This is a genomic window from Bartonella sp. AU15XJBT, from assembly GCF_028618615.1.
Classification (GTDB): Bacteria; Pseudomonadota; Alphaproteobacteria; order Rhizobiales; family Rhizobiaceae; genus Bartonella.
The window spans coordinates 1-10,094 of record NZ_JAQITG010000037.1; the positions used below are offsets into that span (position 1 = coordinate 1).

The 10,094-nt window shown below is 38.7% G+C and carries 10 protein-coding genes; 5 read left to right on the top strand and 5 right to left on the bottom strand.

Translation table 11 applies throughout. The features are described from left to right. From PVV57_RS09060 to rpsL, 4 genes are all read right to left on the bottom strand, one after another. Window positions 1-560: GTP-binding protein (locus PVV57_RS09060; protein ID WP_273783925.1), on the bottom strand; the 560-nt coding region annotated here is incomplete at its 3' end. Window positions 561-623: 63 nt separating this feature from the next. Continuing rightward, complete coding sequence (fusA, locus tag PVV57_RS09065) at window positions 624-2,708, bottom strand: elongation factor G (protein ID WP_273717743.1); 2,085 nt, start codon at window positions 2,706-2,708, stop codon at window positions 624-626. Between the two features lie 24 nt (window positions 2,709-2,732). Next, window positions 2,733-3,203 carry a 30S ribosomal protein S7 gene (gene rpsG / locus PVV57_RS09070; RefSeq protein ID WP_273717745.1) on the bottom strand — a complete coding sequence of 157 codons (471 nt, stop codon included), beginning with the start codon at window positions 3,201-3,203 and terminating at the stop codon, window positions 2,733-2,735. A gap of 18 nt (window positions 3,204-3,221) precedes the next feature. After that, a complete protein-coding gene (gene rpsL, locus PVV57_RS09075; RefSeq protein ID WP_005773262.1) occupies window positions 3,222-3,593 on the bottom strand; it encodes a 30S ribosomal protein S12 in 372 nt (123 codons plus the stop codon). A 475-nt stretch (window positions 3,594-4,068) separates the two neighbouring features. On the opposite strand from rpsL, the gene xth reads away from it, so the two are divergent. The 5 genes from xth (at window position 4,069) to PVV57_RS09100 (ending at window position 8,249) form a co-directional block, all read left to right on the top strand. Next, on the top strand, window positions 4,069-4,851 hold the full coding sequence (gene xth, locus PVV57_RS09080; protein ID WP_273717748.1) for an exodeoxyribonuclease III: 783 nt from the start codon (window positions 4,069-4,071) through the stop codon (window positions 4,849-4,851). Window positions 4,852-4,974: 123 nt separating this feature from the next. Beyond that, window positions 4,975-5,880, top strand: coding sequence for a transporter substrate-binding domain-containing protein (locus PVV57_RS09085; protein ID WP_273717749.1), 906 nt, complete (start codon window positions 4,975-4,977; stop codon window positions 5,878-5,880). Window positions 5,881-6,020: 140 nt separating this feature from the next. Beyond that, a complete protein-coding gene (locus PVV57_RS09090) occupies window positions 6,021-6,773 on the top strand; it encodes an amino acid ABC transporter permease (protein ID WP_273717751.1) in 753 nt (250 codons plus the stop codon). Between the two features lie 2 nt (window positions 6,774-6,775). Next, the gene (locus tag PVV57_RS09095) at window positions 6,776-7,492 is read left to right on the top strand and encodes an amino acid ABC transporter permease (RefSeq protein ID WP_273717753.1); all 717 of its coding nucleotides are present in this window, start codon (window positions 6,776-6,778) and stop codon (window positions 7,490-7,492) included. Between the two features lie 10 nt (window positions 7,493-7,502). Next, window positions 7,503-8,249: an amino acid ABC transporter ATP-binding protein gene (locus PVV57_RS09100; protein WP_273717755.1), complete on the top strand. Its 747-nt coding sequence runs from the start codon at window positions 7,503-7,505 to the stop codon at window positions 8,247-8,249. A gap of 103 nt (window positions 8,250-8,352) precedes the next feature. Here the strand turns inward: PVV57_RS09100 and PVV57_RS09105 are convergent, their stop codons facing one another. Further along, a complete protein-coding gene (locus tag PVV57_RS09105) occupies window positions 8,353-9,144 on the bottom strand; it encodes a tetratricopeptide repeat protein (RefSeq protein ID WP_273717757.1) in 792 nt (263 codons plus the stop codon). Window positions 9,145-10,094 lie beyond the last annotated feature (950 nt).

The window sequence follows — 10,094 nt, forward strand, 5'->3', positions numbered from 1 at the left end:
CGAACCGCATCTTCACCAATGCTTTTATCCTTGTCCTCAAGGGCAGCCAACGCTGAACCTTTAACAATTGGCACATCATCACCAGGAAAATCATATTTAGATAAAAGCTCCCGAACCTCAAGCTCTACAAGATCTAAAAGTTCGCTATCATCAACCTGATCAACTTTATTAAGAAAAACAACAATCGCAGGAACACCAACCTGACGGGCTAGCAAAATATGCTCACGCGTCTGAGGCATTGGACCATCAGCCGCAGAAACAACCAGAATAGCACCATCCATCTGCGCTGCCCCTGTGATCATGTTTTTCACATAATCCGCGTGTCCGGGGCAATCAACGTGGGCATAGTGACGATTTTCTGTTTCATACTCAACGTGGGCTGTAGAAATGGTAATTCCACGGGCGCGCTCTTCTGGTGCTGCATCAATTTGGTCATATGCTTTAAACTCACCAAAAAATTTCGTAATCGCTGCTGTCAATGATGTCTTCCCATGATCAACGTGACCAATCGTACCTATATTAACATGCGGTTTTGTACGTTCAAATTTGCTCTTCGCCATTTGAGCTCTCCATTTTCTGTCCAAGCCAAGGACTAAGTTAAAAATTAATTTACCAACCTGAAATTACGCGTATTTCTTTTGAATCTCCAAAGCAACAGCCGAAGGAACAGGTTCGTAATGATCAAACTGCATTGTATACTGCGCACGACCCTGACTCATAGAGCGAAGGGTATTCACATAACCAAACATATTTGCCAATGGAACCATCGCATTGACAACCGTTGCAATACCGCGCGCTTCAGTTCCTGAAATCTGTCCTCGACGAGAATTGAGATCACCAATAACATCACCAACATAATCATCTGGCGTAACGACTTCTACCTTCATAATCGGTTCAAGAAGCTGTGCACCAGCCTTCTTTGCCCCATCACGAAAAGCTGCACGAGCAGCAATTTCAAAAGCCAGCACAGAAGAATCAACATCGTGATAACCACCGTCAATGAGAGTTGCTTTTACACCAAGCATAGGGAATCCTGCAAGAGGCCCCGACCCCATAACGCTTTCAATCCCCTTTTGAACACCTGGAATATATTCTTTAGGAACAGCACCACCAACGATCTTCGACTCAAAAATAAAATCATCACCTTCATGAGGCTCAAAAATAATTTTTACACGAGCAAATTGACCAGCACCACCTGATTGCTTCTTATGAGTGTAATCAATTTCCGCCATTTTAGTAATTGACTCACGATAAGCAACCTGAGGCTGCCCAACATTTGCCTCAACCTTAAACTCACGCCGCATACGATCAACAATAATATCAAGATGAAGCTCACCCATTCCAGCTATAATAGTCTGACCTGACTCCTCATCTGACTTAACACGAAATGAAGGATCTTCCGCTGCCAAACGATTAAGAGCAATACCCATTTTTTCTTGATCTGCTTTTGTTTTCGGTTCAATTGCAATCTCAATAACAGGTTCTGGAAATTCCATCCGCTCCAAAATAACAGGCTTCAAAGGATCACAAAGCGTATCCCCTGTCGTTGTCTCCTTAAGACCGGCAAGAGCAACAATATCACCAGCAAATGCTTCTTCAATATCCTCACGAGAATTTGAATGCATTTGAAGCATACGCCCTAAACGCTCCTTTTTCTTCTTCACAGTATTCTCAAGAGAAATACCTTTATGAACTTTACCAGAGTAAATACGACAGAAAGTCAACGAACCAACAAAAGGATCATTCATAATTTTAAAAGCAAGCATAGATAGTGGAGCATCATCAGAAGATTCGCGCGTCGTCTCAGCCTCAGTCTTCACATCAATCCCCTTAATTGCCGGAATATCAACCGGAGAAGGAAGATAAGAGACAACAGCATCCAAAAGCGGCTGCACACCCTTATTTTTAAAAGCCGTACCACAAAGAACCGGATGAAACTGAACCTCTACGGTTCCCTTACGAATGAGAGAAACGAGTTGCTCGTTGGTTGGCATAATGCCTTCTAAGTAGGCCTCCATGGCAGCCTCGTCAACCTCCACAGCCATTTCAATGAGTTTCTCGCGATACTCTTCAGCCTTTTCTCTTAAATCAGAAGGAATTTCACCTATCACCGCCGGAGCACCAATAGAACCATCCCACTTTAAAGCCTTCATCTCAACAAGATCAACAACACCTTCAAAGTCATTTTCAGCACCAATCGGCAACTGTACAACAAGCGCTTTAGCCCCTAACCGAGAACCAACCATTTCTACGCTGCGATAGAAATCAGCACCTATTTTATCCATCTTATTAACAAAAACCATGCGAGGGACACTATATTTCTCAGCCTGCCGCCAAACAGTTTCTGTCTGAGGTTCAACACCAGCATTAGCATCCAACAACGCTATCGCCCCGTCAAGAACACGCAAAGAGCGTTCAACCTCAATTGTAAAATCAACGTGCCCTGGCGTATCAATAATATTGAAGCGACGCTTCCGACCGTCACTACCTTCCCAAAAAGTCGTCGTCGCAGCAGATGTAATTGTAATACCGCGCTCTTGTTCCTGCTCCATCCAATCCATCGTAGAAGCACCATCATGGGTCTCTCCGATTTTATGATTCTTACCCGTATAGAACAGAATACGTTCAGTCATCGTAGTCTTACCGGCATCAATATGCGCCATAATACCAAAATTACGATAATCTTCAATTTTATATTCGCGAGCCATTATATTTGCCTTAGTTTAAAAACTCTACCAGCGATAATGCGAGAATGCACGGTTAGCCTCAGCCATACGATGAACATCCTCACGCTTTTTCACGGCAGAACCACGATTATTAGCCGCATCCATCAATTCACCAGATAAACGCTCAATCATCGTCGTCTCATTCCGTCCACGCGCCGCCGAAATCAACCAACGAATAGCAAGAGCCTGACGGCGATCAGGACGAACATCAATCGGAACCTGATAAGTAGCACCACCAACACGACGCGAACGAACCTCAATATGAGGAGCAACATTCTCTAAAGCCCGATGAAATAGTTCCACTGGATCTGTTTTTACTTTTTTCTCTACAGAATCAAGCGCACCATAAACAATACGCTCTGCAACTGACTTTTTACCATCAAACATAATGGCATTCATAAATTTTGTAATAACCAAATCACCAAACTTAGGATCTGGATTAATTTCACGCTTTTCTGCTCTATGACGACGGGACATTGGCTTTGTCTCTCAATATTATTTTGGACGCTTAGCGCCATATTTTGAACGACGCTGTTTACGATTCTTGACACCTTGCGTATCAAGCAAACCACGAATAATGTGATAACGAACCCCTGGCAAATCTTTCACACGACCACCACGGATCATCACTACAGAGTGCTCTTGAAGATTATGCCCCTCTCCAGGAATATAACCAATCACTTCAAATCCATTCGTCAAGCGAATTTTAGCAACTTTACGAAGAGCAGAATTAGGCTTCTTCGGCGTTGTTGTATAAACACGGGTACAAACACCACGCTTCTGCGGGTTCGACTGCAGAGCAGGAACCTTATTACGTTTAACTGGCGCTACACGCGGCTTACGAATCAACTGGTTTACGGTAGGCATGCAACCTTCCTCTTTTCGATCTACATTCGTCTCACCCAATCGGGCTTTTCTATTTCTATTTCCATCCACTCCAACAAAATTGGAATAGATGCCTCATTCTACACACAAAATCGGGCACACCTGCTAAAAACAGTTTACCCGATCACAAGCAGAGAAGGCAATAGCCTTTTGCACTAGCATTTGCTTTTAATCTTTTTAACACCCATTTCAACGATCATAAATGATCACTTCCACATCGGTTATGTTTTTGTCTAATAGCGAGAACACAGACATTCGTCAAGAACTAAACAGCAGAAAGTTTTCAAAAATGAAAATAAATTAAATTTTAAACTTTAAATTTGCTTTTATCGGGACTCTTGATAAATCAATTTACCATAGTAATATCGCCCTATAAATAAAAAAGCAACGATGTAACTGCAGTAAAACATTAATGCAGCAAATTAAATTGCATATTTGATATCGAATGATGAGCACCATGAAAATAGCAACGTGGAATATTGCCGGAATAAAAGCACGACATGAAACATTGTATCAATGGCTACAGAAAAGTCAGCCAGACATAGTCTGTCTACAGGAAATTAAAAGTATTGATGAAAATTTTCCACGTGATGCAATTGAAAATCTAGGTTACCATATAGAAACACACGGACAAAAAAGTTTTAATGGCGTTGCGATTCTCTCTAAAAAAACGCCAGATGAAGTGATCCATCGCTTACCAGGCAACGATAACGATGAACAAACACGTTACATTGAAGCCGTTTATTCAACAGACAAAGGTGTTGTGCGTATTGCATCTCTTTATTTGCCAAATGGAAACCCTATTGAGAGTGAAAAATATTCCTATAAGATGGAATGGATGGAAAGATTATATACACATGCAAAATCATTGCTTGCCTATGAAGAACCCCTTGTTCTAGCCGGTGATTATAATGTCATCCCTACCCCATTAGATGCCAAAAATCCTCAAGAATGGAATCGAGATGCCTTATTTCTTCAAAAAACAAGAAAAGCATTCCAACGTATTCTTCATTTAGGACTGTACGATGCTATCCGGAATGTCACTGATACGCCCTCCTTCAGTTTTTGGGATTTCCAAGCTGGGGCATGGCCTAAAAATAATGGGATTCGCATTGATCATTTACTCTTATCACCAGAAGCGGTTGATCGCCTTATTTGCGCTCATAGTCAAACAGAAGTAAGGGGATACCCAAAACCATCCGACCATGTTCCTGTTTGGATTCACCTTAATGTCAATTAAGAAAGTATAGTCCTTATTTCATGAGACAACAAAAAAATTCCACTTAAGAGAATAACTATGCTACACCGTGCAAACAGTATATCTTAAGTAACTAAAATAAAAATAAATGAATGGAGGACATAAATGAAGAAATCATTGTTAATGTTTATTGCAGCAGCAGCCATTGGGCTCACAAGTGTCGCTCATGCTGAAAATGATACGCTTGAAAAAATAAAACAAACAGGAGAAATCACTTTAGGTGTCCGTGAATCATCTGGTTTGGCCTACGCCCTTGGTAATAATAAATATGTAGGTTTTCATACAGAAATGGCAGAACGTATCATTGATGATATCTCAAAAAAAATTGGTAAACCGATTAAAATTCATTATCTTCCCATCACTTCTCAAAATAGAATCCCTCTCTTAAAAAATAAGACCTATGATTTTGAATGCGGCTCAACAACAAATGATATTGCCCGCAGTAAAGAAGCAGCATTTGCTTATACGACATACGTTGAAGAGGTTCGGATTGCTGTAAAGAAAAACTCTAACATTAAATCTCTTGACGATTTAAATGGAAAAACAGTTGCAACAACTACCGGTACAACATCTGTTCAACTTATTCGTAAAAACAAACGTGCAAAAAACATTCACTTTAAAGTCGTCAAAGGAAAAGATCACGGAGATAGTTTCTTATTACTCGAATCTGGTCGTGCCGATGCATTTGTTATGGATGCTTCAATTCTTGCTGGACATATTGCGAAATCAAAAAATCCATCTGATTATGTCATTCTTGACACCGTACTTTCAGTCGAACCCATCGCCTGCATGCTTAGATTACATGACAAAAACTTTGAACAAGCCATTAACGATAGTATCCTACGTCAGATTAAAGACGAATCACTTGAAAAGCTTTATAATAAGTGGTTTATGAAACCTATTCCACCTGCTAATACTGTTATGAATCTTCCCTTATCAAAACAAACAAGATATGCTTGGGATCACCCAAACAATAAGCCACGGGAAAGCTACACAGAAAAAGATTTATAGAATTTGAAAAAAAGAACCACACTCTTTAAAAATTGAGTGTGGTTTATATTTTAGTTCACTTTTTAATAAATTCCGCCTATGTAGATACGCTTGATTTATTGTCCTATTTGTGAATGACTAATTTGAGGGAATATCAATTAATGGACTTTTCTTTCCTTTGTAGAGATGACCTTACTCAAACACTGGTAACAGGATGCTTGGGCACTCCCGGCGTAAGTCATACCTATTTAGATACACTTCTTGATGGCTTTAAAAATACGGTTATATTGTCCATCACTTCACTTATATTAGCTATATTTTGTGGTGTTATTATAGGAACAATGCGCACTTTACCTAAAACGTCCATCATCAATTGTGTATGTCGCACTATTGGTGCTATTTGGGTAGAAATTATGCGTAACATTCCTCTCCTTGTACAGGTATTTTTATGGTATTTTGTTGTTCCTAAGATTTATCCACCGGCGATGAAATTTTCCCCCATTCTCTTAATAACATGCGCGTTGGGATTCTTCACATCGGCACGTATTGCAGAACAGGTTCGTTCAGGCATTGAAGCCATTCCTTCAGGACAACGCTATGCTGCTATGGCAATGGGGTTTACAACTTATCAAAGCTATCGCTATATCATATTACCGCGTGCTATGCGTGCAATTATGCCGCCGCTTACTTCAGAAGCAATGGGCATTGTGAAGAATTCGTCTATAGCATTTGCCGTTTCAATAAATGAACTCATGCAATTTCAATACCAAACAATTGAAGAGATAAGCCATGTTTACGAAAACTATTTGCTTGTTACGATTCTTTATATTCTTATAGCCTTATTCGTATTCATTGTGATGACAGTCATTGAACAAATGCTCAAAATTCCTAATTTTCAAACAAAGGGAAATTGAATATGATAAATTTCATAAGCTCTCAGTTTGGACTTTATTTTCCTTTCAATTTTTCCGACTTTGATTTTTCTTTTTTTACCTTTGATGTATTTCGTTCTTACATTTTATCAGGTTTACTCTTTAGCGTTTTTCTAACGCTTTTTGCAACAATATTGGGATTTGTTTTCGGCACCCTTTTAGCAATGATGCGCCTTTCTTCCATAAAACTTCTTTCTTGGTTTGCAATCATTTACATAACAGCTATGCGTTCAATACCACTTGTAATGGTTATCTTGTGGTTTTTTGTGCTTCTGCCTTTTTTTACGGGGACATCCATCGGAGCCAATAAATCAGCACTTATTACCTTTACCGCATTTGAAACAGCCTATTTTGCTGAAATTATGCGTGCTGGTATCAATTCAGTTCCGCAAGGACAAAAATATGCGGGGCAAGCTCTTGGGATGACGTATTGGCAAAGTATGTACATTGTCATTCTTCCTCAAGCCTTTAGGGATATGCTTCCAGTCTTTTTAACACAAGTCATTATTCTTTTTCAGGATACAACCCTTGTTTATGCCATCAGCGGTCATAGCCTTTTGAATGGCTTTGATATTGCTGCTAATAATTTTGGTGTAAAACAAGAAGCTTATATTTTAGCGGCTATTTTCTATTTTGTTATCTGTTTTACACTGTCACAAATCGTTTTATATTTACAAAAAAAAGTATCCATTATTCGCTAACGAGGAAAAAATGTCCACTCATATGATCGAAATAAAAAATGTTTCTAATTGGTATGGCGAAGTTCAAGTCCTTAAAAGCTGTACAACCAATATTAGTAAAGGGGAAGTGGTTGTTATTTGTGGGCCATCTGGATCAGGAAAGTCAACACTCATTAAAACAATTAATGCTCTCGTTCCCTTTCAAAAAGGTGAAATTTGGATTAATGGAATACCTGTTCATTCAAAACAAACGAATCTGCCTAAATTGCGGAGTCAGGTGGGAATGGTATTTCAACACTTCGAGCTTTTTCCCCATTTATCTGTCGCAGAAAATTTGACAATTGCACAAACCAAAGTCCTAAAACGAAGCAAAAAAGAAGCACTTGAACGTGGTTTGTTATATCTTGAACGCGTTGGACTCATTGAGCATAAAGATAAATATCCAGGTCAACTTTCTGGAGGGCAACAACAGCGTGTTGCTATTGCACGTGCCTTAACCATGGATCCACTTGTTATGCTTTTTGATGAACCAACTTCTGCTCTAGATCCTGAAATGGTAGGTGAAGTACTTGATGTCATGATCAGTTTAGCAGAAGAAGGTATGACAATGATTTGTGTAACACATGAAATGGGATTTGCACAAAGAGTCTCGGAGCGTGTTATTTTCATAGATCAAGGAACAATTCTTGAAGACTGTTCATCTAAAGAGTTCTTTTCTCATCCGCAAGAAAGGACACCAAGAACACAAGAGTTTTTGTCTAAAATCCTAAGTCATTAGCCGTTATATTATCGCAAAAAGCTATCTCTACTGTAAACTTGGACACAAGAAAGTAGAATTTAATAACAAATGAGAGAGTATAAAAGATATTACAATCAGATTGTTAAAAGTGCTTATTTTTTAAAATATCAGCAACCATTGAAATTGCTGTACGTCTCTCAAATTCATTACAAAGAGAAAAAGCCTGCTCTTGCAAAGGGCGAATCCAATTTCTATCTTTTACGTTCGCTTTTTCATAAGCAGCAGTTAGCATTGCCGCACCGCGAATGATTTTTCCTTCTTGAAGCAACATATTTCCAAGCATCGCTTGGGCAGAAGGATTTCCTTTTTTTGCTGAAAGTTGAAACCACCGTGCTGCTTGTATAAGATTCTTCTCCCTTCCCTCTCCCTTTAAAAATATTTTTCCTAAATGATACTGAGCTTTAGGATTCCCATAGTTCACCGCAGCCTGCATATAAAGACGAGCAGCATAAGAAGGATTAGGTCTCACAGGAGATTGAGGAATACCTTTTTTTATATACCCAGCAAGCTTAACCAATGCATCAGAAACATAACTTTCATCCTCTGAGCCAAGATCAGCACCTTTTTCAACGATATAGGCAAAAAAATGATAAGCCTTGTAATCATCTTTAGGAACACCATCACCGTTTGCGTAGATAGAGCCAAGTTTCCAATTCGCACCAATATAGCCCCTCTTAGCGGCACAACGTAGCGCTGAAAGTGCCTGATTTATCTGCCCATTTTTATAAGCAGAAATGCCACGTTTCAAAAAATAAAACGAACCATCATGCACTTCCTGCAAGCTATTAACATCTATTGTATAAACAGTCGAAAAAAATCCCCCTAAAGTCACAACAATCGTAGCTTTTTTCCATATCTGAAATCTCTTGACCATTTCCCCCTCCCTCAATGTTAATGTTCTATCTGTTACAAATTTCTTTGTAGATCTGTAAACTCTTCTTCTTAATAAGAAATATGGGAGATTTTAAAGTAAAATTTTTAAAAGAAAAGACAAATAAATGAAAATTATCAAAAGCATTCAATAAAATTAAGCGTTCATTTTTATATACAACAATTTGATTTTTAAATACAAATCACCACTCTATATTTTGTAACACATTCTTTAACGTTATAAGATTGTGTTGTCTTTAAAATTTATATGAATGAGTAAAAATCGTTCAATAAAACAACCTGCGCTTTGAATAGAATTTCGAGAATGGAGAGAATATACGGTGAATTGTAAACATTTAAGTAGAAAAAAAACATGAAAGATGGATAAATATAATGATGATCGTTATCTTATAACTTCACGACTGTCTCTCCAGTTGAAAGATGAAGTTTCTCACTCCCATCAATCGGTAAAAAATCTGGTTTTTTCGGTAGATTCTAACTGCTGTTCACTTTATATGCTTTGCTTCATAGATAAATATTGATTGATAAAGATAATATACTTTTTTTGCTTATTGAACGATCCCCCCGGATATCGTAAGATTCTCTCATTCCAAACCTGTTCCATGTTGAATCAATCAAAATCATACACTTTCACGTTACAAGCAGGGAGAACCGTATGGAGTGAAATTGTGTAAGAAAGGACTAACAACACCAATTGAACCGTTTTAAGTGCCAAGGGCTATCCCCCCACACCATTGGGCCGCTGGCAAAGTGTGTAATGGCGCCGACTGGTTACTTCACAAGCGTAAAGATGGGGAGGCTCAATGGATTTACTGTTATACCATTCACGGATAACATGTAAGTTTTATGTAAAAATAACTTACTGTATTTATATATCTTTTTTACAGTGAGGGATACGTAAATAAAAGTTGGGGAATAGGATTTTGTAGCGTG

What these genes read in the sequence shown, in the direction of transcription:
- fusA (WP_273717743.1), bottom strand. Translation starts at nt 2,708, where the DNA reads ATGGCTCGCGAATATAAAATTGAAGATTATCGTAATTTTGGTATTATG.
- rpsG (WP_273717745.1), bottom strand. Translation starts at nt 3,203, where the DNA reads ATGTCCCGTCGTCATAGAGCAGAAAAGCGTGAAATTAATCCAGATCCT.
- rpsL (WP_005773262.1), bottom strand. Translation starts at nt 3,593, where the DNA reads ATGCCTACCGTAAACCAGTTGATTCGTAAGCCGCGTGTAGCGCCAGTT.
- xth (WP_273717748.1), top strand. Translation starts at nt 4,069, where the DNA reads ATGAAAATAGCAACGTGGAATATTGCCGGAATAAAAGCACGACATGAA.
- PVV57_RS09085 (WP_273717749.1), top strand. Translation starts at nt 4,975, where the DNA reads ATGAAGAAATCATTGTTAATGTTTATTGCAGCAGCAGCCATTGGGCTC.
- PVV57_RS09090 (WP_273717751.1), top strand. Translation starts at nt 6,021, where the DNA reads ATGGACTTTTCTTTCCTTTGTAGAGATGACCTTACTCAAACACTGGTA.
- PVV57_RS09095 (WP_273717753.1), top strand. Translation starts at nt 6,776, where the DNA reads ATGATAAATTTCATAAGCTCTCAGTTTGGACTTTATTTTCCTTTCAAT.
- PVV57_RS09100 (WP_273717755.1), top strand. Translation starts at nt 7,503, where the DNA reads ATGTCCACTCATATGATCGAAATAAAAAATGTTTCTAATTGGTATGGC.
- PVV57_RS09105 (WP_273717757.1), bottom strand. Translation starts at nt 9,144, where the DNA reads ATGGTCAAGAGATTTCAGATATGGAAAAAAGCTACGATTGTTGTGACT.